Source organism: Bacillus sp. AFS015802, from assembly GCF_002561455.1.
GTDB lineage: Bacteria > Bacillota > Bacilli > Bacillales > Bacillaceae_B > Rossellomorea.
On the sequence record NZ_NTUP01000020.1, the window covers coordinates 101,229 to 127,236 of the forward strand.

General features: G+C 44.8%; 24 protein-coding genes. 13 read left to right on the top strand and 11 right to left on the bottom strand.

Translation table 11 applies throughout. From position 1 onward, the window contains the following. Positions 1–93: 93 nt before the first annotated feature. The 3 genes from CN378_RS14100 (at position 94) to CN378_RS14105 (ending at position 1,356) form a co-directional block, all read left to right on the top strand. Positions 94–909, top strand: a complete 816-nt coding sequence (locus CN378_RS14100) for a Cof-type HAD-IIB family hydrolase (protein ID WP_098352919.1) — start codon at positions 94–96, stop codon at positions 907–909. A gap of 115 nt (positions 910–1,024) precedes the next feature. Further along, positions 1,025–1,168 carry a hypothetical protein gene (locus tag CN378_RS22675; RefSeq protein ID WP_179884928.1) on the top strand — a complete coding sequence of 48 codons (144 nt, stop codon included), beginning with the start codon at positions 1,025–1,027 and terminating at the stop codon, positions 1,166–1,168. Beyond that, positions 1,168–1,356 carry a DUF3813 domain-containing protein gene (locus tag CN378_RS14105; protein WP_098352921.1) on the top strand — a complete coding sequence of 63 codons (189 nt, stop codon included), beginning with the start codon at positions 1,168–1,170 and terminating at the stop codon, positions 1,354–1,356. Before CN378_RS22675 ends, CN378_RS14105 begins: the two co-directional genes overlap by 1 nt. Before the next feature lie 49 nt (positions 1,357–1,405). Here the strand turns inward: CN378_RS14105 and CN378_RS14110 are convergent, their stop codons facing one another. Then, entirely contained in the window at positions 1,406–1,822 is a 417-nt protein-coding gene (locus CN378_RS14110; RefSeq protein ID WP_179884929.1) for a Gmad2 immunoglobulin-like domain-containing protein, read from the bottom strand. A 54-nt stretch (positions 1,823–1,876) separates the two neighbouring features. Next, positions 1,877–2,731 (bottom strand): YitT family protein, encoded by an 855-nt coding sequence (locus CN378_RS14115; RefSeq protein ID WP_098352923.1) that lies wholly within the window; start codon positions 2,729–2,731, stop codon positions 1,877–1,879. 167 nt (positions 2,732–2,898) lie between these two features. On the opposite strand from CN378_RS14115, the gene CN378_RS14120 reads away from it, so the two are divergent. From CN378_RS14120 to CN378_RS14140, 5 genes are all read left to right on the top strand, one after another. Next, the gene (locus tag CN378_RS14120) at positions 2,899–3,756 is read left to right on the top strand and encodes a DegV family protein (protein WP_098352925.1); all 858 of its coding nucleotides are present in this window, start codon (positions 2,899–2,901) and stop codon (positions 3,754–3,756) included. 57 nt (positions 3,757–3,813) lie between these two features. Then, positions 3,814–3,945 carry a DUF3941 domain-containing protein gene (locus CN378_RS14125; RefSeq protein WP_098353057.1) on the top strand — a complete coding sequence of 44 codons (132 nt, stop codon included), beginning with the start codon at positions 3,814–3,816 and terminating at the stop codon, positions 3,943–3,945. A 157-nt stretch (positions 3,946–4,102) separates the two neighbouring features. Then, positions 4,103–4,594: a YajQ family cyclic di-GMP-binding protein gene (locus tag CN378_RS14130; protein WP_044337711.1), complete on the top strand. Its 492-nt coding sequence runs from the start codon at positions 4,103–4,105 to the stop codon at positions 4,592–4,594. A 69-nt stretch (positions 4,595–4,663) separates the two neighbouring features. Next, entirely contained in the window at positions 4,664–6,016 is a 1,353-nt protein-coding gene (locus CN378_RS14135) for a CoA-disulfide reductase (protein WP_098352927.1), read from the top strand. 376 nt (positions 6,017–6,392) lie between these two features. Next, a complete protein-coding gene (locus tag CN378_RS14140) occupies positions 6,393–7,262 on the top strand; it encodes an SDR family oxidoreductase (RefSeq protein ID WP_098352929.1) in 870 nt (289 codons plus the stop codon). A gap of 69 nt (positions 7,263–7,331) precedes the next feature. Here CN378_RS14140 and CN378_RS14145 read toward each other — a convergent pair whose 3' ends face one another. From CN378_RS14145 to CN378_RS14165, 5 genes are all read right to left on the bottom strand, one after another. After that, the gene (locus tag CN378_RS14145) at positions 7,332–8,363 is read right to left on the bottom strand and encodes a LacI family DNA-binding transcriptional regulator (RefSeq protein WP_098352931.1); all 1,032 of its coding nucleotides are present in this window, start codon (positions 8,361–8,363) and stop codon (positions 7,332–7,334) included. A gap of 117 nt (positions 8,364–8,480) precedes the next feature. Next, complete coding sequence (locus tag CN378_RS14150) at positions 8,481–10,022, bottom strand: alpha-amylase family glycosyl hydrolase (protein ID WP_098352933.1); 1,542 nt, start codon at positions 10,020–10,022, stop codon at positions 8,481–8,483. 38 nt (positions 10,023–10,060) lie between these two features. Next, the gene (locus CN378_RS14155; RefSeq protein ID WP_098352935.1) at positions 10,061–10,903 is read right to left on the bottom strand and encodes a sugar ABC transporter permease; all 843 of its coding nucleotides are present in this window, start codon (positions 10,901–10,903) and stop codon (positions 10,061–10,063) included. Between the two features lies 1 nt (position 10,904). Next, positions 10,905–12,191: a carbohydrate ABC transporter permease gene (locus tag CN378_RS14160; protein ID WP_098352937.1), complete on the bottom strand. Its 1,287-nt coding sequence runs from the start codon at positions 12,189–12,191 to the stop codon at positions 10,905–10,907. Positions 12,192–12,340: 149 nt separating this feature from the next. Next, positions 12,341–13,618 (bottom strand): extracellular solute-binding protein, encoded by a 1,278-nt coding sequence (locus CN378_RS14165; RefSeq protein WP_098352939.1) that lies wholly within the window; start codon positions 13,616–13,618, stop codon positions 12,341–12,343. Between the two features lie 291 nt (positions 13,619–13,909). Between CN378_RS14165 and CN378_RS14170 the strand changes: the two genes are divergently transcribed. From CN378_RS14170 to CN378_RS14185, 4 genes are all read left to right on the top strand, one after another. Beyond that, positions 13,910–15,670 (top strand): alpha-glycosidase, encoded by a 1,761-nt coding sequence (locus CN378_RS14170; RefSeq protein ID WP_098352941.1) that lies wholly within the window; start codon positions 13,910–13,912, stop codon positions 15,668–15,670. A 101-nt stretch (positions 15,671–15,771) separates the two neighbouring features. After that, a complete protein-coding gene (locus tag CN378_RS14175; protein ID WP_098352943.1) occupies positions 15,772–17,127 on the top strand; it encodes an MATE family efflux transporter in 1,356 nt (451 codons plus the stop codon). 247 nt (positions 17,128–17,374) lie between these two features. Next, positions 17,375–17,716, top strand: coding sequence for a P-II family nitrogen regulator (locus CN378_RS14180; RefSeq protein ID WP_098352945.1), 342 nt, complete (start codon positions 17,375–17,377; stop codon positions 17,714–17,716). Positions 17,717–17,776: 60 nt separating this feature from the next. Beyond that, on the top strand, positions 17,777–19,162 hold the full coding sequence (locus tag CN378_RS14185; RefSeq protein ID WP_098352947.1) for an ammonium transporter: 1,386 nt from the start codon (positions 17,777–17,779) through the stop codon (positions 19,160–19,162). A 105-nt stretch (positions 19,163–19,267) separates the two neighbouring features. Here CN378_RS14185 and CN378_RS14190 read toward each other — a convergent pair whose 3' ends face one another. The 4 genes from CN378_RS14190 to asnB all read right to left on the bottom strand — a co-directional run bounded on the left by CN378_RS14190 (position 19,268) and on the right by asnB (position 25,270). Next, positions 19,268–20,104: a phytoene/squalene synthase family protein gene (locus tag CN378_RS14190; protein ID WP_098352949.1), complete on the bottom strand. Its 837-nt coding sequence runs from the start codon at positions 20,102–20,104 to the stop codon at positions 19,268–19,270. Then, positions 20,070–21,572, bottom strand: a complete 1,503-nt coding sequence (locus tag CN378_RS14195) for a phytoene desaturase family protein (protein ID WP_098352951.1) — start codon at positions 21,570–21,572, stop codon at positions 20,070–20,072. Before CN378_RS14195 ends, CN378_RS14190 begins: the two co-directional genes overlap by 35 nt. Beyond that, complete coding sequence (locus tag CN378_RS14200; RefSeq protein ID WP_098352953.1) at positions 21,569–23,092, bottom strand: phytoene desaturase family protein; 1,524 nt, start codon at positions 23,090–23,092, stop codon at positions 21,569–21,571. Before CN378_RS14200 ends, CN378_RS14195 begins: the two co-directional genes overlap by 4 nt. Before the next feature lie 321 nt (positions 23,093–23,413). Beyond that, positions 23,414–25,270, bottom strand: coding sequence for an asparagine synthase (glutamine-hydrolyzing) (gene asnB / locus CN378_RS14205; protein ID WP_179884930.1), 1,857 nt, complete (start codon positions 25,268–25,270; stop codon positions 23,414–23,416). 148 nt (positions 25,271–25,418) lie between these two features. Here asnB and CN378_RS14210 point away from each other — a divergent pair, with 148 nt between their 5' ends. Then, positions 25,419–25,982: a DUF2777 family protein gene (locus CN378_RS14210; protein ID WP_098352957.1), complete on the top strand. Its 564-nt coding sequence runs from the start codon at positions 25,419–25,421 to the stop codon at positions 25,980–25,982. Positions 25,983–26,008: the final 26 nt, after the last annotated feature.

Below are 26,008 nucleotides of genomic sequence, written 5' to 3' on the forward strand. Positions count from 1 at the left end.
TCTTAAAATGTATAAGCAGGAGATGGACAATTTTCACCCTGTAACGCTACACTGGAATAGCCTTAATACCACAAAGATTGGGGATTTGAATTCATGAACTCACAAGAAAAACATCTGATTGTTCTGGATCTGGACGGAACACTATTAACTGATGAGAAGAAAATCTCGTCCAAAACACACGATATATTAAAAAAAGCACGCCATAAAGGGCATGAAGTGATGATTGCAACAGGGAGGCCGTTCCGTGCAAGTGAATTGTATTATCAACAATTACAGTTGACCACTCCCATCGTCAACTTCAATGGAGCATTCGTTCACCACCCAACCGATTCATCATGGGGTGTGTACCATGAACCGATGGATTTAAAAGTGGCCAAACAAATCATCGATGCATGTGATGATTTTCCATTTCGCAACATTGTCGCTGAAGTAATGGATGATGTCTATCTCCATTATCATGATGAAAAGATCATCGATGTCTTCATGATGGGTAACCCCTCCATTTCAACAGGTGATATTAGAAACGTACTGACCGATCATCCTACATCCATGCTTATCCATGCGGAGGAAGAAGATGTGGCTGAAATCCGTGCACACTTAGATGATGTTCATGCAGAATTGATTGATCATCGCAGGTGGGCTGCTCCATGGCATATCATTGAAATTGTTAAAACAGGATTGAACAAAGCAGTGGGAATAGAACGTGTGGCTTCCTCTTTAAATATCCCACAAGAACGGATCATCGCATTCGGAGATGAAGATAACGATTTGGAAATGCTTGATTACGCGGGAACAGGTGTTGCGATGGGGAATGCCATTGACCCATTGAAAGACATTGCCAATGAAGTGACACTTTCGAATGAAGAAGACGGCATCGGCCGCTACCTGCAAAAACGCTTTGACCTTTAGTTCTAGGCATTGATGGGAATGGTGGGTATATCTTCTTACTGTACAATCCCCCTTAGACAGCCATACTAGGAAGGAACGCATCATGCGTTCCAACTTGCAAAAGGGGTGGTTAGTGATGGGTAGAAATAAATCAAAACGATTTGTACAACAAGGTAAGATTGCTGTATCAAAACATGACGAACGTATCCCGTATCATCTTACGTATGCTGAAGCCGAGGCTAAAAAACTTGCTTCCAACGAATCAGGAGGAGTGGAATAATGAGCAATCCATTATTTCAACAGGCGAAGAGTGCTGTATCTTCAGCCAAACAGGCAAGTTCGGGAGAAAACGCTCAAATGTCCATTGATAAAGCGAAGAATGCTTTGTCATCTGCTTACGCTAACTCAAATGTTGAAGAACAAAAGCAGCTCCACGCTCTTCAAGATGAGTTAAACCGCCTTTCGTAATCAGCATCAAATCAAAACAGGGCTGCCCTTTCCGGACAGCCCTGTTTTTTCATGGAATGGTGATGACATATGGATGAATGATCTTCCCGTCCCCATCATCCCGCTCATATAGATTGAGGAAGAGTTTGCCGCTCCTCCCTTTCATCTCTGGAAGGATGATGGAAAAGTCCGTCCAGTTAGGCGCTTCTTTATTCACCTTCATGAATGTTTCTTGCAGAAGCACCCTATGTCCGTCCTCCACTGAATAATAAAAACATCCACTGGACACCCGGGCTTGTCCACTGACTGTATAGCGCCCCTTGACCTCCATTACCTTCACGTTTCTGAAGGAAGGATTTTCCTGAGGAGCGGTCTCAACCCCCCGCAAAGGATGATTGGCTGTTATTGTAAGCAGTGTTGCTTCCGCAGTTTCGGGTGCACTGAAAATCAACATGGAACCGGTAAGTAAATACATGATGGCCTTCAAGGTGATACCCCTTTCTATCTAGGTTCACCTATAGTATTTGTTAAATAGGAGAATCTAGTCTTTTCGAAAGAACCCGAATATCCCGGTTGTCTGAACGATATTGGTGAACGCATTAGGATCCACATCCTTGATTGTATGTTCCAGCTCATACAATTCATAGCGTGAAATCACGATGATCAGCATTTCCTTGTCTTCACCGGAGAATGCCCCTTTAGCCGGTAAGGTCGTAATACCCCTCACCAGCTTTGAATGGATGGCTTCACGTAATTCATTCGATTTCTTGGTGACGATCATCGCTGTCAGCTTCTCGTGCCGTGTATGAATCGCGTCGATGACACGTGTGGAAGCGTATAACGTGACTAACGTATACAAGGCTTTTTCCCAGCCGTAAAGAAATCCTGCAGACGTGATGATCACCGCATTCATCAGGAAGAAATAAGATCCTACAGGCTTATCCTTCATTCTGGACAGGATCATGGCGATGATGTCCATCCCGCCGGTGGAGGCCCCCCATTTCAAGGTGATTCCGACGCCGACAGCTGCGATGACCCCACCGAATACCGCATTGAGCAGGATATCGGGTGATAATTTAATAACAGGAATCACTTCCAGGAAAAAGGAAGTCAGGAATACCGAAATAAAGCTATACACAGTAAAGGAACGGCCAACCTTCAGCCACCCCAGTATAGTTACCGGAATATTAAGGATGAATAATAAAATACCCGTTGAAATATTGAATGGTGCAAACTCCTTCAGTACGCTTGACAGCAGCTGGGCAAGTCCCGTAAAGCCGCTCGCATACACATTTGCCGGAATAAGAAAGAAATTCATGGCGATGGCCCCTAACAGCGAGCCGATAAGGACTACGATGAATTTCTTCGCTTCTAACTGAACATGATCTTTCGACATACACATTCCTCCTCGTATCTTGTTGTTATTTTCTATGTTCCACATCTCATCTTAACTAAACTACCTTTACTATTCACGCTTTTAAGATAAATTCTTGTTCTATCGATTGTTATTTTCACTGAAAATAGCTAGACTAAAGCTATAAGATAAGTCAAAGGATGATGAGAATGACAGTAAAATTATTTGCAGATAGTGCAAGCGACCTTCCTGCTGCCTATTTCACAGAACACAACATAGAGCTTTTGCCACTTAAAGTACATATAGATGGTCACGACTACGAGGACCTGATCACCATTGAACCGAAAACCGTATTCAATAAAATCAGGGACGGACATATGCCGAAGACGTCTCAAGTCTCACCGGACCTATTCCTGAAAAAATTCACAGAGCTCGCAGAATCGAATCAATCCGGCATATACGTTGCCTTCTCTTCCCAGTTATCAGGGACGTATCAAACGGCCGTCATGATCCGTGATCAGGTAAAAGAGGAGCATCCTGACCTTGACCTGACGATCATCGACTCGAAATGTGCTTCACTTGGTTACGGGTTAGTCGTCATGAAAGCGGCAGAACTCCTGAAGGACGGAGCAACAAAGGAAGAAATCATCGAAGCGTCCCGGTTTCATGCAGAGCACATGGAACATCTCTTCACCGTGGAAGACCTGGAATACCTCGCCAAAGGCGGCAGGGTCTCCAAAGCATCAGCCTTTCTTGGCGGGCTCCTGAATATCAAGCCCCTTCTGCATGTCGAAGATGGAAAGCTTGTTCCAATCGAGAAATTGCGCGGGAAAAAGAAGCTTCTTAAACGCATTTTGGATCTAATGGAAGAGCGCGGTGAAGTCCTGTCCGACCAGGTCATCGCCATCAGTCATGGTGACGATGAAGAACTTGCTCTTGAAATGAAAAAGCTCATCGAGGAAAAATTCTCACCAAAAGATGTATACATCAGTATTATTGGATGCGCCATAGGATCTCATACAGGCACAGGCACTCTAGCCATATTTTTCTTAAACCAGCGCTCATAAACTCCCCTCCTCTTCCCCATACTAAGAGGGATATCCAATATGGAAGGGAGAATCACCATGCCACATACATCTGATAATGAAAAAAAGGCGAAAGACAACAATGCCCTGCGCCAGGAAAAAAATAAGATCAAAGAAGTGAACCGGAAAGCCGGAAAAAATCAATACTCCAAAAAGACGGATCATCTGTAAGGGATGGACCTGATGAATGCACTGGTTCTGTACTTGAACCGGTGCTTTTTTTGTACTAAACATACTAAAAAACCTCCCCATTTCCAACCAAAGAAGTTGTATGTACCATCACAGCTTGTCTATAATGAAAAGAGAAAAGAGTATGGAGGGGTTACATATGGCAAAAGAAAGTTCATTCGACATCGTATCCAAGGTGGATATGTCTGAAGTGAGCAACGCGATTCAAATTGCGTTGAAAGAGGTGCAAACGCGTTACGACTTCAAAGGAAGCAAGAGCGATATCAAGTTAGATGGTGAGGAAATTGTCCTTGTCTCGGATGATGAATTCAAAATGAATCAATTAAAGGACGTCCTCCTAAGCAAGCTTATCAAGCGTAACGTCCCGGTTAAGAATCTGGATTACAGCAAACTTGAAGGTGCATCCGGCGGCACGGTCCGTCAGCGTGCGAAGCTTGTCCAGGGCATCGATAAAGAAAATGCGAAGAAAATCAACACCATCATCAAGAATTCAGGTGTAAAAGTAAAAAGTCAGGTTCAGGATGATCAGGTCCGTGTCACTGGTAAAAGTAAGGATGATCTTCAAAAGATCATCGCGGCCATCCGTGAAGCCGATCTTTCCATTGATGTACAATACGTCAACTTCCGTTAATTCAGTTTTTCAAAGAAGTCTATTGGGTACAATAACTCCATTGGACTTCTTTTATTTAGGAGGAAAAACATGAAGAAAAAAGTCATCATCATAGGAGCTGTCGGCGGTGGAGCCACGACTGCCTCCCAGATCAGGAAGGTCGACAGCGACATCGAGATTGTCCTGCTCGAGAAAACTTCCTACTTATCCTACGGTGCATGCGGCATGCCTTATTATTTAGGAGATGTGATCAAGGATCGGGAAAGCCTATTCGCCGCCACTCCCGAACAATTACATACGAAAAAAAATATCGATGTCAGAATGCATCATGAAGCACTACAAATCGAGCGGGAGAAAAAATCTTTACGGATAAGGGACCATGACCGAAACCGGGATTACGAAGAAGCATATGACTATCTTGTGATTGCAACGGGTGCATCCCCCTTTCTCCCTGACATACCTGGTCTTGATCAAATCCCTCACTTCCATCTCAGGACCGTTGAAGACATGGACAGAATCAAGCAGTTTGTAGAAACCTCGAAGCCTAAAAGCTGCACCATCATCGGGGGAGGCTTCATCGGGGTCGAAATGGCTGAAAATTTCACTCATCTCGGAATGAACGTGAATATCGTCGAACGATCGGATCATGTCATCAGCATTATTGATGAAGAGACCGCTCTTTCGCTACAGGACCATATCACGGGGAAAGGCGTTACATTGTATACAAATGACGGCCTGAAAGAAGTGTTGCCAGAGTGTACCTTAAAGCTCGATAGCGGTGAAACGTTTCAGTCGGACTTCATCCTTCTATCAGTCGGGGTGAAGCCCCGGAATCAACTGGCAAAGCAAGCTGGATTATCGATTGGAGAGTCAGGAGGGATCGTAAGTAACAAGTTCATGCTAACGGACGATGACTCCATTTATGCGGTAGGGGATGTCGTCGAGTCCATCGATCTCATTGATGGCACATCGAAGCAGGTGCCCCTTGCCTGGCCGGCTCACCGCCAAGCCTACATCATCGCAAAGCATCTATCGGGAAACCCCGTCCCATTTAAGGGGATGCTTGGAACCGCGATTGCCAAAGTATTCGATCTTTCCATCGCTTCAACGGGACTGGGAGAGAAAGAGTTAAAGGAAAAGGGATATGCCTATGAAACGGCCGTGCATGAAGGAAAATCCCATGCGGGTTACTATCCCGGGGCTCAAGACGTATATGTACGCGTCCATTTTTGTCCTAAAACCGGTAAGATCTTTGGAGGTAATGTGGTAGGCGGCGAGGGTGTCGACAAACAAATCGATACCCTGGCAACCGCCATTTACGGTGGATTGTCGATTATCGATCTCCAGGAAATCGAAACCTGCTACGCCCCTCCCTTTTCTTCACCAAAAGGATTGTTGAATATGATCGGATATAAAGCTGCAGGGCTCATGAATAAGGAATAAATGAAGGCAGGCTTCTCTTGGGAGGAGCCTGTTTTGGTTTGGGGTTGGGATGCGGTTGTGTTAGTGTAAGGGGATTTGTATGAGGATCCGCGAGTGGAAGTGGAATTATGCCTATAAGGATATGGATAAATTTGTAATTCGGCTGGATTTCAGGGGATTCTGGCCTGATTATTCATGAAAACGGCTGGATTACACTCTAATTCGGCTGGATCTCATCCTTAAACAGACTGAATTCTCCTCTAAACCGACTACTCCAACCATCCCCTACTCATTCGAATCAAGGTATCAACCAATTCACCAAAAAACACGTTAATAATTATTTTTTCCGGGTAAACACTATCCTAAGATAACCTAAACCTTAAAAGGAGTGTTTTCATTGTCTCAACCACAAAATCAGAAACAAACATTTCCGCCGCAGCATCAGGATCATCAGCCTGGTACGGTGGATGAGATGAACCCCCAACCCATTCATACGGATCAAAACTATAAAGGCAGTGGCAAGTTAGACGGGAAGGTTGCTCTCATTACCGGTGGCGACAGCGGGATCGGCCGTTCGGTTGCCTGGTACTTTGCAAGGGAAGGAGCCCATGTGGCGATTTCATACTTGGATGAGCATGAGGATGCCAATAAGACGAAGGAACTCGTAGAAGCGGAAGGAGTCAGATGCATCCTGTTACCAGGTGACGTCGGAAGTTCGACATTTTGCAAAGATATCGTGGGTAAAACGATATCCGAGTTCGGCAAGCTTGATATACTCGTGAATAACGCCGCTGAACAGCATCCACAACAAGGCCTGACGGATATTAGCGACGAACAGCTGGAGCGTACCTTCAAGACGAATGTATTCTCCATGTTCTACTTGACCCGGGCCGCACTGCCTCACCTGAAAAAAGGAGCTTCGATCATTAATACGGCTTCGATTACAGCGTATAAAGGCAATAAGGATCTCATCGACTACTCCTCTACCAAGGGGGCCATTGTCAGCTTCACCCGTTCACTGGCAGAAAATATTGCTTCTGATGGCATCAGAGTGAACGGAGTCGCTCCGGGACCGATCTGGACACCTCTGATCCCGTCAACCTTCAGTTCACAAAAAGTGGCTGAATTCGGTGGGAACACACCTCTTGGACGGGCAGGGCAACCATTTGAATTGGGGCCTGCCTATGTGTATCTCGCAAGCGACGATTCGAGCTATGTGTCAGGACAGATGATCCATATTAATGGCGGTACAGTCATCAACGGATAAAACAAAAAAGCGACTGAAGCTTATGATTCCCCTTAGCAGGGGCGTATCGTATGCATCAGTCGCTTTTCATTATGATTTTACTTTTCGTTCACTACAGGAGCATCTTTTCACCAGCTGATGTGGCACAATGATCCTCTTGATCGGCTCTTTCGGGTTTTCAATCTTTTGGATCAGGCTTTTCGCTGCCTCATTCCCGAGATTAAATATGTTGATGTCCACTGACGTAAGTGGTGGCCTGGACATTTCAGCAAGCAGTACGTTATTGAAGCTGACAATGGATATGTCTTCCGGTACACGGATGTCCATTTCATCCAGTGTGTTCAAAACACCAAGCGCCATAAGGTCATCGGCTACAACCAGTGCAGTCGGGGGATCTTCCAGCTGCATGAGCTCATTGATGGCTTCACGGCCTCCTTCACGAAGAAATTCTTCATGAATGATGTATTCGTCCTTCATATCGATTCCCGCATTGCGAAGGGATTTTTCGTAACCCAATAAACGCTCGACCGTCACCACAAGATTCAGGTCCCCACCGATAAAGCCGATGCATTCATGACCGAGCTCCAGAAGATAATCGGTTACTTCCTTCGTCGCCCGGTAGTTGTCATTATCCACATGTGTGATTTCTTCACAATATTTATACGGCTTCCCGACAACGACAAATGGGAAATTGCGATCCTTCAAGTAGTTCATCACTTTATCTTCTACCTTTGAGTAAAGCAGGATGATCCCGTCCACCCGTCCACCTTGGACCATTTGGACGACACCTTCATATATTTCATCTTCGGATTGACCCGTAGACATTTGGAGGGCATACTGTTTTTCCTGTGCCCCTTCACTTAACCCTCTTAATACTGTAGGAAAGAATGGATTTTGTGAAAAAGTACTGGCCGAACCTGGTAAAACAAGCCCCAACACCTGAGTGGACTGGTTTGCCAGACTCCTTGCAATGAAATTAGGGTGATACCCCAGCTCCTCCATGGCTTCCCGTACTTTTTGTTTTGTTTTTTCGCTTATTCTTGGATTATTTGCTATCACACGCGAAACTGTAGACGGCGCTACGTTTGCAAGCTTTGCAACATCCTTTATGGTGACCGCCATTCATTCCACCCCCTCTTTTTCAAAAAGCGAACCTCTTAGGCGGGCTCTCTTCCTTTAGATTAAAACGCTTCCAATTCTTTTAAAAAAATAGCTGCAGGGCGCGGCTTAACGGCCCTGCTATTTTTGTTTTTTCTTACTTTTTCCCCTTTTCCATACAAGATAAAGGAAGAGAAGGAATAGGAAATACATCGTTCCCAAGGCGAATAGGTAAGGATAATTCAGGCCGCTCTTGTTTTTAAGCATATAAACCTCTGCTTCTTCACGATCCACGACGAGTCGATAATTTCCATCCTTATCACTGCGGACGAGATCATCACTGATTAAGCCTTTTAATTCATGATTTTCCGCTAAATCTTCACTTGTTAATTGAACATTTTGGGTTTCGCTCGTATTGTTGATTGCAATGACGATGGTTTGATCCTTAGACGTTCGTTTAAAGATCCCCATGCCATCTTTGTTATAGATGGGTTCGATATCCCCTCTGGTCAGTGCGGGATATTCCTTTCGAAGTTCACCTAATCGACTGATATAATCAATCAGTTCTTCATCCGCCCTGAAGTTCATAAAGCGGCGGTTGTCCGGGTCATTGCCCCCGTCCATCGCTATTTCCGAGCCGTAATACACGATTGGGATCCCGGGTGTCGTGTACATATACGTCAGGGCAAGCTTCCACCTTGTTCCTGGGAAAAGTTTCTCCTGAACAATCATTCTCGTAAATCGTTCCATATCGTGATTATCAATGAAAGATCCCATCAAATATGGGTTATCATAATAGGTTTCATTATATTTCCAAAAGTTAAACAATCGTTCCATGGAGGTATCCGGCTTTTGGAAGACGGTGCGCATTTCTTCTGCCTGAGGGACATTGACGAAACCATCGATCCCTACATCATTGTACGCAGCAATCTTTTGGGGATCACGGTCGAACACTTCTCCCAACAGGTAAAAGTCATCCTTGACCGACTTCACCTCTTCACTGAACTCGTCCCAGAACTCTTGAGGGACATGACGCACTGTGTCAAGGCGATACCCATCGATGTCGGTTTCTTTGATCCACCATTTGGCAGCATCGAAGAGGTAGTTTTTCACTTCGGGATTTTCTGTATTTAAATCAGGAAGGTCATATAACCAAGCATTCTGAAGACTTTCTTCATTATTAAAGTTCATCGGCTGCTTGTCATGGAACCAATCCTCTTTATCCGGGTCATTCACCCAAGGATGCTCAGGTCCGACATGGTTCACCACAAAATCCAGCATGATTTTCATATCACGCTTGTGGGCTTCGTCCACCAGCTTCTTGAATGTTTTCATCGAGCCGAAATGTTCTTCGGTCTTATAAAAATCTGTGATCCAGTAACCATGATAGCCCATGGGTTGATTATCAAAGATCGGAGTCAGCCAAATGGCGGTGAATCCCATATCCTTAATATAATCCAGCTTATCGATGATGCCTTGGAAATCCCCGCCCTGATAGGCCTTCGGGTCCTCTGTGTTTACATTTTTATCATTGCTCATATCCCCATTATTAAAGCGATCGACCATTAAAAAGTAAATGGTTTCATCCTGCCATTTTCGTTCTTCTTTTTCAACTGCTCCTACCGGAAGGGCGTAAAAAAGAAGAAACGGGACTAAAATGAGAGATAATACTCTTCTTTTCATCTCCGCTCCTCCTAAAATTGTTAGTAACGCCTATAAGATTATCCTTTTGTACCCCCTGCCGTCAATCCTGAAACGAAGTATTTCTGGAAGAACAGGAATAATAGAGCAATTGGTACTGCGATCAATACAGATCCGGCAGCAAATGTCGTAAATTCGGCTCCGAATTGTTTTGCCACCATATCATAAAGGGCAACCGGTAATGTGTACATTTTTTCTGAACGCAACAGGATGCTTGCAATAATAAAGTCCGCGAAAGGTGCAATGAATGAAAACAGTGCTACAACCGCAATGATCGGTTTTGCAAGAGGCATGACGATCTGGAAGAAAATCCGCAGATGTCCTGCTCCGTCCATTTTCGCTGATTCATCAAGCTCTTTCGGGATCGTATCCAGATATCCTTTCATCAACCATGTATTCATAGGGATTTGACCACCTACGTATACAAGGATCAATCCGATATGGGTATCCAATAGTCCTGTTAGAAGTGCTAAAACGAAAATGGCGATCAATGCGGCAAAGTTCGGAATCATTTGCAGGATCAGGAATGTCATCAATCCATTTTTACGACCGGCAAAGCGGTAACGTGAAAATGAATAAGCCGTCAGACTGACCAGTAAAACCGTAAGGACCATCGTAGATAAGCTGACCTTCAATGAATTCCAATACCAAAGCATATAATTACTTTGCTCAAGATCGAATAGTTCCTTGTAATGGGCCAAGGTTGCATTCTTCGGGATGATGGATGAACCGGATAAACTTTGACCCGGGTTGAATGAAGATCCGATGATCCATGCAACCGGATAAAGGATGATGGCAAACATGATTCCGATGGCTGCGTATGAAAGTGTTAAACGTATGAGTTTCTGTCTCTTCATATTCATATTACATCATATCCTCTTCTTGGAATGATTTCGTTCTCTTGAACTGCCAGATCGCTACTGTGATCACGATGATGGACAATAACAATGTGATGGCAGCAGCTTTCGAATACTGTGCGGAGGTCATCGTCAGACTATAAATCCATGAGATCAGGATGTCCGTTCCGCCGGCATTTTGTCCTGTCAGGGCAGGTCCACCACCATTGAACAGGTAAATCACGTTGAAGTTATTAAAGTTAAACGTATATTGCGTAATGATGATCGGTGCCGTTGCAAACAGGACAAGCGGCAGGGTGATGTTCTTGAACTTCTGGAAAGCTGATGCCCCGTCTACAGTGGCTGCTTCATACAGTTCATCAGGAATGGATTGAAGCACCCCCGTTGTCATGGCAAAGATGAACGGGAAGCCAAGCCAGGCCTGTATTCCAATCAGGGCAAGCCGTGTGTACATCGGTTCAGTCATCCAAGGTAATCCTTCAATACCGAAGAAACCTAAGATGTCCCTGTTGATCGTTCCGAATGATTCATTGAACATACCGGCGAAAACGAGTATGGAAACGAAAGCCGGAATGGCCCAAGGCAGGATGAACACAGTACGAATGATGGCTTTTCCTTTTAAATCCTTTTGATTGACCAGTATCGCCAGGAAGACACCAAGCGCCACTTGAAGCGTTGTCGCACCAAATGTCCAAACGAGTGTCCAGGCGAGTACCGTGATGAATGTTTCTCTCCATATATCAATCTTGAAGATATCAACAAAGTTTTGAATCCCTACCCAGTCGACCAATTTAGCCGGTGGAGAGTGATATAAATCATAGTTTGTAAACGCCAGTAAAACCACAAAGATGATCGGGAAGATGACCACGAAGACGAGTAGTAAAAACCCTGGAGACATAATGAGATACGGGAACCCATTGTCGATCAGATTTCTGTACTGCTCGCGGATCGTGCTGAGCTTCTCTCCCCTGTCCCTCTTTTCTCCGTTTTTATAGGCGTCCCGCAGATTAAACAGATAAAAGCCGATTCCGAAAATAGATACGATGATGGCAAGGATACCGTATACCATTAAGAAAATGGAATGATCTCCGTATGAGACGTCCGTCCCAAGTGTTGTGATCCCCCATAATCCGTAGCCGATCAAATCTCTGAAGACAAGGATAAAAGCGGCTGTCATGATCAGGAAGAATCCGCCTTTTAGAAACTGTCTATGATACATCTGACCTAATCCAGGGATTAGGGAAAGGGCCAGTGCTGTTTTTCTATGTTTTGATTGATAGGATTGTTGCTCCATCCTATATTCCCCTTTCTACGTTCACGATTTTAATAAGCTTCAAGAGCTTTTTAAGAAAAGAAATCTTTATTTCCTTAAAAAGCCCTTGAATGGGTCTTTAAAAGGATAGCAGTACCTCTCAAGATGAGAAGGTACCGCTATGGTTAGGATTAGTTAGAATGATTCGCATCAATGTTTTGTTCGATTTGCTTAACCGCTGCATCAAGAGCCGCTTTCGGTTCTTGCTTACCGGTTACAACCGTTTGAAGTGAATCAGCCATTGGTCCCCAAACTTCTCCCATCTCAGGGATGTTCGGCATTGGAACCGCAAATTGAGATTGCTCGGCAACCGCTTTTGCACCAGGGTTGTCAGCGATCGCAGGATCGTCGATCAGACCTTGGTTAGTTGGAACTTCTTGTGTTTGTTCAAAGCGTAATTTCGCATACTCGTCTTGAGTGATGAATTCGATGAATTTTTGAGCCCACTCTTTATTTTTAGAGTAGCCTGACACGTGCCAGCCTTTCACACCCATGAATGTCTTCATCGGCTCTCCATTTGGAAGCTTAGGCATAGCAGCAATACCGATGTCGATACCGGCATCTTTATATCCTTGGAAAGACCAAGGTCCGTTCATGACAGAAGCAACTTTTCCTTCACCGAATAGCCCGTCAAGTGCAGATCCTCCGTTTTCCCCGATGATTCCTTTAGGGAATAAACCTTCTGTGTACCAGTTTTGAATATATTCTGTACCTTTTACAGCACCTTCATTGTTTAAGCCAAGGTCTGTAGGTACTAAAGATCCATTTTCTTCACCAAATACATATCCGCCGAATCCACCGATCGGTGCATGTGCGAAATAGAAGTTATCCCATAGTGCCAAGAAACCGTAGTTTCCGTCTTTCGTGAAATCTTTAGCGAATGTGTATACTTCATCCATTGTTTTTGGTGCTTCTTCCATCAGCGCTTTGTTGTAGATGAATACAGGCGTTTCTGAAGATTTTGGAAGACCATATAGTTTCCCATCATATGTCTCAGCCGACATTGAAGACTCAGTGAATCGATCCTTCACTTCCGACTCGACTTCTAAAGGAGCGATATGCCCTGCAAGAGCAAGCTCACCGATTTGGTCATGTGGTAATGTCAATACGTCAGGACCGGTTCCAGCAGGTCCGTCCAAACGTAATTGTTCTTTCATCTTAGTAGCCATTTCGACTTCTTTCACTTCTACTTTGATGCCAGTTTCTTCTTCGAACTTGGCACCTACTTCATCCAGCCATCCAGTTTTCTCTTGATCTTCCCAGACAACTAGTTTTTCAGGTTTGTTTGCATCGTCCGCTTTTTTCTCTCCGCTGTCGCTTCCCGATCCTTCTTCACGGTTTGGACCACAAGCAGCGAGCGCCCCTAACACAAGCATGATTACCATCAATAATGATAACGCTTTCTTCATATTGACCCCTCCTAAGTATGGTAAAAACTATTGTTTCTTGTTTTAGATTGAACAAACGTTTGCATAAACTGAGACTTAGACTAGAAGATATCGCTTACATATTTTTGTGAAAACGATTGCACAACCTAACTCTTATTATACAAACTATAATTCTTTTGACAATACTTTTTTGAAAATTTTTTATCGTTAGGCGAAAAAAAGAAAACGCTTCACCCTTCTATCCTCGTTTTATTGACATAGTCGCTTGTTTGGAATACTCTTTAATTGAAATCATAACGAGGAGGAACCACAATGCTGCTGGAAGCTGTTTATCATAGACCGAAAGATAATTATGCATACGCTTGCACAACGAATGAATTACACATACGTTTACGCACGAAGAAGAATGATGTAGACCAAGTCACTCTCCTGCATGGAGACCCTTATCAATGGGAAGACGGAAATTGGATGTACGATCGCAAGGAAATGGTGTTAACCGGAACCGACCATCTGTTTGATTATTGGTTCGCGCCCATCTCCCCTCCTTTCAGGCGTCTTCGGTATGGGTTTCTTCTCCAAGATGAATCGGAAGAAATATTCTATGGGGAAAAAGGGTTCAATGAATCCCCTTCTGCTGATATAGGAGATTATTTCTGTTTCCCGTTTTTAAACTCCATCGATGTCTTCGCCCCCCCTTCATGGGTGAAGGATACAGTTTGGTACCAAATCTTCCCGGAACGTTTCGCAAACGGGAATACTGAAAATGATCCTGAAGGGACTCTCCCATGGAATAGTGCAGATCCGACCCCTACCAACTTCTTCGGGGGAGACCTGGACGGTGTGATTCAAAACATTTCTTATCTGAAAGAACTGGGGATTTCAGGAATCTATTTCACACCTATCTTTAAAGCCCATTCCAATCACAAATATGACACCATCGATTATTTCGAGATCGATCCACAGTTTGGCACGAAAGAGACATTAAAGGAATTGATCAAGGTCTGTCATGAGAATGGAATCAAGGTGATGTTGGATGCGGTGTTCAATCATAGTGGATTCTACTTCGACCAGTTCCAGGATGTGCTTGAAAAAGGGGAAAAATCACCTTATCATAACTGGTTCCATGTGCATGAGTTCCCTCTCGATATCGAAAGCAAGCCGCCTAATTACGATACCTTTGCCTTCGAGCCCTCCATGCCGAAGCTGAATACAGAAAATGAAGAGGTAAGGAATTATCTCCTAGAGGTTGGGCGCTATTGGGTAAAAGAATTTGATATCGACGGATGGCGCCTGGATGTTGCCAACGAGGTCGACCATCATTTCTGGCGTGAATTCAGGAAAGAGGTGAAGCGCATTAAACCTGACCTGTATATCCTCGGAGAAATCTGGCATGATTCCATGCCGTGGCTAAGAGGAGACCAGTTCGATGCGGTCATGAACTACCCATTCACCACCAACCTTTTGAATCTGTTCGCCAATCAAACCATCACGGCGTCCCAATTCGTTGAAAATATGACGTCTGTCGTCCATATGTATCCGAAAAATGTCAATGAAGTGAATTTCAATCTTGTAGGAAGCCACGATACACCCCGAGTGTTGACTGAATGCGGTGAAGATATCCGTCGCGCTAAACAAATTTACACCTTCATGCTCACGTTCACAGGCACACCTTGCATTTATTACGGAGATGAAATCGGCCTGACAGGAGAACAGGATCCCGGATGCAGGAAGTGCTTCCCATGGGAGGAAGAGGAGCACAACGAAGATCTTTTCGAGCATATCAGGAAGCATATCTCACTCAGAAAGCAGTACCCATTATTAAGGAATGAGGGGAATCTCTCCTTCTTACCAGGCGACCTGCATGAACATTGTCTCTCCTTTACTAAGTCTGACGGAGAGGAAACGATCATCGTGCTATTAAACTGCAGCGAAGAATCGACCACCTACTCACTGCCGTTTGAATTAAAAGGGAAGAAAATCACGAATCTGTGGAGTGGCGAGGAATTTGCCGCCGAAGCAGACTCCATCGAGGTGGCGCTGGAAGGTTATGATTTTGCCATTCTACAATTTTAATGAAGTACATTTAAAAAATACGGGACTATACCTTAAGTGGTTAGTCCCCTTATCTGTTTAAGAAGACTGGCCGAGCGTTGGCCTGATAAAGGAGAAACCCTATGAGTAAGCACCAAAAGAATATGACCCTCTTCGCCTTGACTTGGCCGATTTTTATTGAAATCTTTCTTCATATGCTGATGGGCAATGCCGATACGCTGATGCTCAGTCAATACTCGGATGACTCGGTTGCAGCGGTCGGGGTATCCAACCAGATCCTTTCTCTCATCATCGTTATGTTCGGGTTTGTGGCGACGGGAACAGCCATCCTCGTAGCTCAGCATTTAGGGGCAGATGAGAATCGGTTGGCCGAGGAAGTCTCCATCGTTTCCATTGCGGTCAATCTTCTATTCGGTCTCTTCCTGAGTATCGCCCTTGTGTTTTTCAGCAAACCGATCCTATTATCGATGGATCTTCCTCCTTCCCTTATGAATGAAGCTTCTTCTTATTTAAAAATCGTAGGGGGCTTCGCTTTCATACAGGCACTGATCATGACGGCAGGAGCGATCATGAGAAGCTACGGGTATACGAAGGATGCCATGTATATCACCATCGGGATGAATATCATCAATGTAATCGGAAACTACTTATTTATTTTCGGACCCTTCGGCATCCCTGTACTAGGTGTGGAAGGGGTGGCCATATCCACCATCGCCTCAAGGCTGATCGGATTCATCGTAAGCATGATCGTGATATGGAAACGAATTCCTGATGCTCTTCCAATCAGGAGATTATTCCGGCTGCCCGTTTCCCACGTGAAAAATTTGTTGCGCATCGGGATCCCCTCGGCAGGAGAGCATCTATCCTACAACGGTTCCCAAATGGTCATAACCTACTTCATTGCAAGTATCGGCACGAACGCACTGACGACAAAGGTGTATGCACAGAATCTGATGATGTTCATTTTCTTGTTCAGCGTCGCCATCAGCCAGGGAACGCAGATCCTCATCGGCCACATGATTGGAGCAAGAGAATTTGACAGTGCTTATGAACGGTGCTTGAAAAGCTTAAAGATCGCCATTATCATCTCTCTCATCATGGCAGGGATCTTCTCCGTTGCAGCAGAACCGCTTCTCCGCATCTTTACAAGCAACGAGGAAATCATCTCCCTGGGCAAGACGCTGATCTACCTTACCATCATTCTTGAGCCGGGAAGAAGCTTCAACCTTGTTGTCATCAATTCGCTCAGAGCCGCGGGAGATGTACGCTTCCCTGTGTATATGGGGATCTTATCCATGTGGGGAGTGAGCGTCACCCTCTCCTATATACTCGGCATCTGGTTTGGGCTTGGGCTCGTCGGAATCTGGATATCATTCATAGCCGACGAATGGCTGCGAGGCATCATCATGCTCAAACGCTGGCGCTCCAAAGCCTGGATCCACAAACGATTCACCCAACGTGACGAAAGCGCCATATAGAGGGACGGCCCTCCCGCAAACAAGCAGTCAGCTCAAACGATGAGCTGGCTCTTTTTTTATGTTGTGAGAAAGCCCATTTTTAATTAATGTTAACTTTTTTTACATAAAAACGCTTTCAATGCAAATTAACACTTGAACTTTTATTATTTTCTGAATATGATAAATAATATAACTAATTCATGTTACATTTTCTAACATCAAAGAAGCGTTTTATCGAAAGACTGAAAAATAAAAGGAGGAAACATCCATGAAAAAAGTAGAAGCGATCATCCGGGCAGAAGCATTTTTATCTTTACGGGAAGCATTGTGCCTGCGCGGCTTCAGCGGCCTGACTGTATCCGAAGCAGCAGGCTGCGGGAAACAAAAAGGAAAACAAGGAATCTTCAGGGGGAACAAATTCGAACTTCAATTGGTCCCGCGCATCAAAGTGGAAATGATTGTGGACGATGGGCAGGTGGAAGATATCATCGACCTCATCGTTGAGCATTGCAGTACTGAGACCGTGGGAGACGGAAAGATCTTCATCTATCCTGTTGAGGATGTCATTCGAATTCGGACAGGTGAAAGAGGAAAAAAAGCAGTACTATAGTTGAACAGTCCATAGATTCATTCCAACCGTCACGGCCATACCAATTTTGGAGGGATATCATTGATTAAAAAAATTTCTGCTTTATTACTTCTGTCATTGTTCGTGAGCACTCACGCATTCGCAGCCGCTCCTACGGCGGAATCTGTTCAAGCTTCCGTTGACTCCCTTTGGGTCATGATCGCAGCTGTACTTGTATTCTTCATGCATGCAGGATTCGCCATGGTCGAAACAGGATTCACCCGAGCGAAAAACTCACTCAATATCTTAATGAAAAACTTCTTGACCGTCGCGATTGCATCCGTTCTGTATTTCATCGTTGGTTTCGGCTTCATGTTCGGTGGAACAACAGGTGGAATCATCGGCACGGATAGCTTTTTCCTTACAGGACGGGAAGATATCGGCTTCTTTTTATTCCAATCCGTATTTGCCGCAACTTGCGCAACGATCATTTCCGGTGCCGTGGCAGAACGAATGAAGCTTAAAAGCTATATCCTGCTGACCGTTGCCATGACGGGAATCATCTATCCGATCGTCGGTCATTGGGTCTGGGGAGGAGGATGGCTTTCAGAACTCGGATTTGTTGATTTCGCCGGTTCTACTGTTGTCCATCTGACTGGTGCTGTCGGTGCCTTCATCACAGTCCTATTCCTCGGGGCACGCGTAGGTAAATACAGTAAAGGAAAAGTGAATGTCATTCCTGGTCATAATATACCGATCGGGGCACTTGGCGTATTCATTCTATGGTTCGGCTGGTTCGGATTTAACGGAGGCAGCAGCCTGGCAGCCGATCCGACCCTCGTCCCTCAGGTCATCACGACGACGTTGTTCTCAGCATCTGCCGCCATTCTTTCTTCCGCGTTTTACACGTTGATCCGCTTCAAACGTATTGATCCATCCCTTACACTGAACGGTGCTCTTGGAGGTCTTGTCGGGATCACGGCAGGCTGTGCCAATGTATCACTGGCCGGCTCTCTCATCATCGGCCTGATCGCCGGAATCATCCTTGTCGAGGCCGTTACGTTCATCGATTCGAAATTGAAAGTCGATGATCCAGTCGGCGCCATCGCCGTTCATGGAATTTGCGGTGTGTGGGGAACGGTTGCTGTAGGATTATTCGATGTTCAAAACGGGTTACTATATGGCGGCGGGGCAGCCTTGCTTGCCATTCAGGCCCTAGGGGTGTTGGCGGTCATTGCCTGGACGTCCGTCACCGTTGGAGGTTTCCTTTACATCGTCACACGAGTATCAAGCATTCGTGTTTCCCGTGAAGAAGAGCTTTCAGGACTTGATTTTACAGAGCACGGGTCCAATGCTTATGAATTAAAGGATACGGTGCTTGAGTCAAACGTCTCTTCCGCTTCCCCATTCGGAGCTGATCTGGTCGAACGTTTGAACTCGATCGGTACCGGGAAAGTGAGCGACATGAATCAGCGAAACACCATCTGATCCCAGTAAGAGCTGCATGATGCGGCTCTTTTTTTGCAATCTGAATCCCAAAACATAAATAAGCTCATATGGATGGCTTCCCTTACAGCCTCCATACGAGCTTATTTAGGATATGGTCGAAATGATTTTCTCTTTTGCATCTTTTGATACAAAGTGCTTCTTGGAAAAAACATTGTAGTGGTTATTTCTCACTTCACCCAGAATCGCACGGTATAGTAAGGCAGCGCCCTTTACAGGCGTTCTCGAATATACTGGATAGAGGTTCATCGTACGGAAGGCTTTTTCGTAGTATTCTTCGGCAAGCTCCGCCATTTCTTCCCATATGGATTGAAAGGCCTCGTTGACTCGATGGTCCATTAAATCGGTTACGGTATATTCATATTTCACCAATAGATCCTGAGGGATATATAATCTTCCTCTCTCAAGATCCTCTCCGATATCTCTCAATATATTGGTAAGCTGCATAGCATACCCAAGATAGATGCCGTCTTCCCTTAATTGCTGCTCTTTACCGGGGGCAAGAATGGGCAGGAGCATTAAACCTACAGTACTTGCTACGTGATAGGAGTAGTCAAGGACATCTGCCATTTTCACGTAGTTCATTTCCCTAAGGTCCATCCTTTGGCCCTTTATCATGTCCCTGAAGGCCTGAACATCCATGTTGAACCGGTTAAACACATCATCCAATGCCACCCATATCGGCTCATCCTGACGATAATAACCGTTTAGAAACGATTCGAACTCCATCTCGAATTGGCGTAATTCCTCAGAAGGGCTCGTGCCCTCGTCAACGATATCATCTACCCTCCGGCAAAATGCATAAACAGCCCAGACAGCCTTCTTCTGGTCTTTCGGTAAAAGCGAAAATGCTCTGTAAAACGTTTTGGAATGAAGTTTAATGATATTTTCACAATGATCGTATGCTTCCAAGATCCTGTTCATGTAAGGACACATCCTTCCTTTCTGATTCTGTTTTGAACTGTTCTTTAAAGGCTTCGGCCACGAGCTTCGCACCCTGCATGACAATCGGTACCCCTCCACCTGGATGGATCGAAGCCCCGACGGCAAAGATGTTCTTCTCGGAAAACGGTTGTACCTGGGGTCTGAACGGACCGGACTGTCCTAAACTTGGCGCAATACCGAAACTGCCACCTGAATATAGCCCTTCTTGCATTGCCTCTTCAGGCGTCCGGACCTTCATCCATGTGATCCGTTTTCTCAGCTCTTCGAATCCCCTTTCTTCCATTCTATCCAATACGAGATTAGAAAGAAATTCTGAAGCTTCCTTCCAGTCCAATTTATCCGAAACAGGAACCGGAATGAGGACATAAAGGACACTCTTACCCTCTGGTGCAAGGGAAGAATCGACCTTGGTAGGATTAAACACATAAAATGAAGGTTCCTTAGGAATTCTCTCATTCTTGAAAATATCCTCCATATTCGCAGAGAAATCTTCATTTAAATAAAATTGATGCATTTCCTTGTCTTCAAATTCCCCATCGACTCCCATATATAAAAGCACGCACCCTGAGGAAGGCTTATATGGTTTAGGTGCTTTCTTCTTTACTAATTTTGATGCTGCGGGAAAATCCCCGTTGATGATGACTGAATCGATTGGTTCCCTGCGGTCACCGACGACGATATGAGTCGCTTTCCCACCTGCCGTTTCGATTTCAGAGACAGGAGAGGAGGTATTGATGGTGACGCCATTCCGGTCGCACGCCTTCTTGACATGGTCCAGTAAACCCGCATATCCGCCTTTGATATAGTAAATACCATGTTTGTGCTCACTGAAGGATACCAGGCTGTAAATGGCCGGGGTCGTGTAAGGATTCCCTCCGATGTAAAGTGTTTGAAGACCATACGCCGTCTGGAGTTTCCCGTGATGGAAATAATGCTTTAAGTTCCCCATTACATTTCGATAGGCCTTTAACTTCAGCAGGGATCCCATCGTTTGACGGTTAAGATAATCCCGCGGCTTCAGAAAGGAGGATTCAAGGAATTGCGGTTTCCCGATGGTAAAGCGTTCATCCATATCATTCATGAATTGAAGAAACCCTTCTTCATCCCCGGGGAACTTTTCTTTGATTTCCTCATATTGCCTGTCGATATCAGCATACTTCGTATATGTCTGCCCATCTGCAAAATGGACGTCATAGAGGGGATCACAACGGACAAATTCTATTTCGTCCGTGTCGATGCCTGCCTCCGAGAGGATTGATAGGAGCATATCCGGCAGGAGGACAATGGTCGGCCCCTTATCAATTTTGTAATCCCCTTCCTGAACGAATGCAAGACGCCCGCCGATCGTCGCCTCTTTCTCATAGATCGTGACGTCGTGACCCTCCTTCGCCAGTAACAATCCCGATATCAATCCACCGATTCCAGACCCTACGATTGCTGTTTTCATAAAGCTTCCTCCATCGTCCGTTCGTTGGTGAATGAGTAAGACGGATCTTCGTTCATCAGCATATTGGTCGTGATCCTCGCCGATTCCAATATCGTAGGCAGCCCGCTTCCCGGATGCGTGCCCCCTCCGACTAACCAGCAATGTTCCAACTCTTCAAATTTATTATGGGGACGGAGGGCCATCATCTGTGTCAATTGGTGACCAAGATTGAAGGTCGCCCCTTCATAGATATTAAAGTCGGTCTCCCAATGATGGGGAGAGATGATTTTTTCGACCATGATGTGATCACGGATGTTTTCCAAGCCCGTCTTTTGCTCAACAGCATCCAGTACGAGGTCCCGGAAGGTTTGTTCATTTTCTGTCCAATCTATTCCACTCACATTATTCGGGACCGGGGCAAGGATATATAAGGTGGAATGCCCGGGGGGCGCAAGTGTCGGATCTGTCACTGATGCATTTTGTATATAGATAGAGGGATCTTCCGAAAGAGTATATGTTTTCGTTATTTCCTCGACGTTTCTCTTATAATCTTCTGCGAACACGATACTGTGGTGCGGAAGATCATATTGCTTATCAATTCCCAGATAGATCATAAATGTGGAACAGGAATATTTTTTCTTTTTCAATTTTGCTTTACTGTATTTTTTTAAGACTCCTTCGTCCACCAGGTTGCTCATGACATGAGCAAAATCCCCGTTGATGATGACTTCGTCTGCTGCGATCTTCTCCCCGGCTTCCGTCATGATTCCCTTCACGACGTGACCATCTTCGATCCACAATTTCCCGACACCCTGACCGAGATGGATCGACCCGCCATGTTCCTTCACGACTTTCGCCATGGCTTTCGATAGTTGATTCAAGCCTCCGATCGGGTGAAAGACCCCGTATTCATGCTCCATGAATGACAGGATGGAGAATGCACCCGGGCACTCCCAAGGGGACATTCCTAAGTATTTAGACTGGAAGGTGAACGCCAAACGCAGCTCATGCTCTGTAAAATAATCACTCAACACACTGTATAAGGATTTACCCAGGGATAATTGAGGAAGCGCCCTCAAAACCTTCCAGCTGATATATTGATAATATCGGTCCATCGGGCTTTGCAAAATCGGCTTTAACCTCTCCATTTTTTTACGTGTATCATTCATGAAACGCGTATACCCTTCTGCATTCCCCGGGTAGTGCCGTTCGATTTCCTGAGACAACGCTTCAGGATCCTTAAACATCCGCACTTTTTTATCTTTAAAAATGAGTTCGTACATCATGGAAAGTTCCTGTAAATCTACATAGTCATGAAGATTTCTCCCTGATGCCTCAAATAATTCTTCGGCTATTTCCGGCATACTCAAGAATGTCGGCCCGATATCGAATGTATAACCATCCATCGTGACAGAACCATTTCGTCCGCCAACAAATGATTGCTTCTCATATACCTCTACTTTGTACCCTTTACTGGCAAGAAGCATTGCCGCGGCCAAGCCTCCGGGACCTGCGCCGATGACGATTATTTTTTTGGCCATCGTTATAGCCTCCAATGCATTTTTATTTGTACATTTATTATACAATACTTATACAACTCTTTTCCACTAGAAAGAAATAGATAAACTCTATTTTTCCAAATAAATATGTTTTTTATAATGGATGAGCTTGTCCTATATATAATAAACTCTTAAAAACCGCATACGGCAACTGCACCATGTTGCTATTCAGCCACAGCGACTTCTCCTGTACTACATAGGGAAAAGGCATAGGTAAGAGTTCTTCCCTCTTTACTATGCCTCTTTTATCTAATCATTATTACTTAAATCTATGTTTGTACCGGTCTCTTAATTCTTATTGCTTTATTCCACGATCTCAATATTATAATCCTTGAACCATACATGGATCTGGGCGAGATGGGCAAGAAGCTGAGGTCCGGTCATGAGCTGGCCGTACCAGGGGACTTCAAAGGCTGCTCCGCCGGTTGAGACAATTTCCTTCAGCTTCTCTTCATCAAACAATTCATAGAGAATGCTTGACTTGTCTTCGAGTATTTCATTCAGCCAGTCGCTGACGAGTTTCGTATACACAGGGTGATGGGTTTTTGGATAAGGACTTTTCTTTCGATAAAGCACCTCATGGGGCAGTACTCCCTCCAGGGCCTTTCTCAGGATGCCTTTTTCCCTGCCTTCATGCATTTTCATCTCCCACGGAATGTTCCACACATATTCTACAAGTCTATGGTCTGCAAATGGAACCCTGACCTCAAGACTCGCCCCCATGCTCATACGATCCTTCCGATCCAGCAATGTTGTCATGAACCACAGCAAATTCAAATAGAATAATTGTCTCCTTTGGGTCTCGACTTCACTCTCCCCATCTAAAAGAGGGGTTTCTGCCACCGTGCGGTCATATTGCTCCAGCACATATTCTTCCAGGTTTAATTTCTTGCTCCACTCTTCCTTCAGGAGCCCCTGGCGTTCAGCTGTGGAACGCATCCACGGAAACCCTCTGCGATTAAAGTCTTCAGGACGGTGAAACCATGGATATCCCCCAAAGATTTCATCTGCACACTCCCCGGAAAGCCCCACGGTAAAGTCCTCTTTGATTTCACGGCAAAACCATAAGAGAGATGAATCCACATCGGCCATCCCCGGCAGATCCCGTACATGGACGGCCTCGATCAGATGGTCCTTCAGATCTTGTTGGCTGATCTCACAGCGATGATGGATCGTATCGAATTCCGATGTCATCTTTTCGATCCAAGGGGCATCTGAGTTCGGCTGGAAATCATTCGCTTTGAAATACTGATCGTTTTCTTCATAGTCAATGGAATACGTATGAAGATTCCCTTTTCCTTCTTCTTTATAACGGTTCGCCGCCACAGCAGTAATGGCACTGGAATCAAGTCCTCCCGATAAGAATGTACAGAGGGGCACATCGGAAACAAGCTGTCTCTGTATGGCATCGGTAAGGAGATATCGCACTTTTGAGACCGTTTCGATAAACGAATCGGTATGTTTCTCACTTTTCACATTCCAGTATCTCCAGATGTTCAAGCCTTTTTTCGTGAAGAGCATGGCGTGGGCGGGTCGCAATTCCTTCACCCCTTTGAATACACCATTGCCGGGGGTACGGGATGGTCCGAGCCCAAGCACTTCCGCTAACCCTTGAAGGTCTACCTGCGCGGGGACATCGGGATGTGCCAACAGTGCTTTAATTTCGGAACCGAACAGGATCCCCTCATCCTTTTCAAAATAAAATAAAGGCTTTACGCCCATTCTGTCCCTGCCTATAAACACCTGCTCCTTCTCACTGTCCCATACACCAAAGGCGAAAATGCCATTCAAGTGGTGAACGCATTCTTCCCGCCACTCAATATAAGAAGTTAACAGGACCTCCGTATCTGAGTGACCCTTGAACGTATAGCCCTTTTCAATAAGTACTTGCCGCAAATCCTCTGTATTGTAAAGCTCACCATTATAGCAGATGGTGAACAGGTGGCCGTTATGATGGATGCTCATAGGCTGTCTGCCACCTGCAGGGTCGACGACGATTAATCGTTTATGACCGAATGCAACGTGTTGATCAATCCATACATTCGTTTCATCAGGCCCTCTTTTAGAAAGGGTTTCTGCCATTTTTTCCACTACTTCTTTTTGATTGGACAAATCTCGTTTATAATGGATCCAACCTGTAATTCCGCACATAGTGATCATCCTCACTTTCTAGTCAAACAAACTGGGCTCACTGACACATAAATTATTCTATGCCCGGAGCCGGAAATGGTTGATTGTCTCAATCAATCTTTACATGAATGAAATATGATAATTATGACAAGAAATGTAGTTAAGGAGGGATATTCACTTGAGCAACATATTTCGATCAAACATTTTAAAATCCCAAAAAAGATCCTATTCCGAAGGTACGGCTTTATTCGAAGACGATACTTGGTTCTTTTTCGAAATCGATGCCGAGGAAGAATCTGAGCTTGAATTTTACCTCAATCATGAAGTGAAAGTGTATAGAGATGGGGATTGGCTTTCAGGTGTGTTGTTAGAAGATGGCATCATTGTCACACCGTATGAGCGAATAAGAATCGAGAATGGCGATCGAATCCAAATAAAGAAGAATATATTGTATTCGTTGGAGAATTTATTAGAAGAGATTTCTGATGATGCCTTTCATCAGTTTACAACCGCCCTGAACAACCTGGGCTATTCTATTTATGATAGTATCTTTTGCCACAACCACCTTGTTTTCCTAGGAAACCAAAAAATCAAGGAAGGCGTGAACTTCATCACCTTCGATAACGGTGTGGAAGTTTGTGCTGTTCAGCATCACTTCACCTATTACAAAAAGAAACGGGACCGCTTTGAATTCACGTTGAGTACCGGCAGACGGATTGTGATAGAAAGTTTCAATGTCTGATCAACGCAAAATAAAAAAACCAATGC